The sequence below is a fragment of the Xenorhabdus khoisanae genome (assembly GCF_001037465.1).
Taxonomy (GTDB): Bacteria; Pseudomonadota; Gammaproteobacteria; order Enterobacterales; family Enterobacteriaceae; genus Xenorhabdus; species Xenorhabdus khoisanae.
Genome location: NZ_LFCV01000190.1, coordinates 1 through 676 on the forward strand (window position 1 = coordinate 1; position 676 = coordinate 676).

Below are 676 nucleotides of genomic sequence, written 5' to 3' on the forward strand. Positions count from 1 at the left end.
GTTGACGGCGGTGGCCTGTGGCGGGAAGTGCGGGTCGTTTTGCGCCAGTGTTTCCCTGAAAAATTGGGTGGCTTGCCCTGCCGACTGATGTGCCAGTAAACCGGTTGCTGTATAGCGGCTGGCAAGGATAAACCCGTTGGCACTTTCGCGCACCGTTTCCCGTCCCAGTGCATCATGCTGGAATGTCAGTGGCGCATGCTGGTTAAGCTGAAAGTGATTCAGACTCCCCGACAGGTTATAACCGAAATGCAGGGTATTGCCATCCACACTTTCGCTGACAGGACGTCCTGTCAGATTATCCCATTTGCGCGTGATTTCCCGCCCGTTGATGCATTCGCAGACTGGCAGGCCGGTGGCCTTGTCATACTCATATTCAACCACCGCATCGGCATTAGTGGCTTTCACCAACTGATGCCGCTTGTTGTATTCGTAACGGGTCGTGGCTTTCAGCACCAGTTGGTTATCTTCCGGCTGCCAGCTTTCCTGCTTGATCAGCAAACCAGTAGCGGAATAATGCCAGCGAAGCTGCTGACCGTCGGGATATTGAGTCAGTGTGCGGCGTCCCAGTTTATCGTACTGATAGTCGAGGGTACGCCCGGTAAAATCGGTTTCCCGGATAATCTGCCCGGCGGCATCCCGCTCATAACGGTAGGTTTCGCCAGTGGAGGCGGTCACT

General features: G+C 55.0%; 1 pseudogene. It reads right to left on the reverse strand.

Annotated features, from left to right (window positions below):
- Positions 1–676 (reverse strand): annotated as a pseudogene (locus AB204_RS19750) (RHS repeat domain-containing protein); the annotation flags it as partial.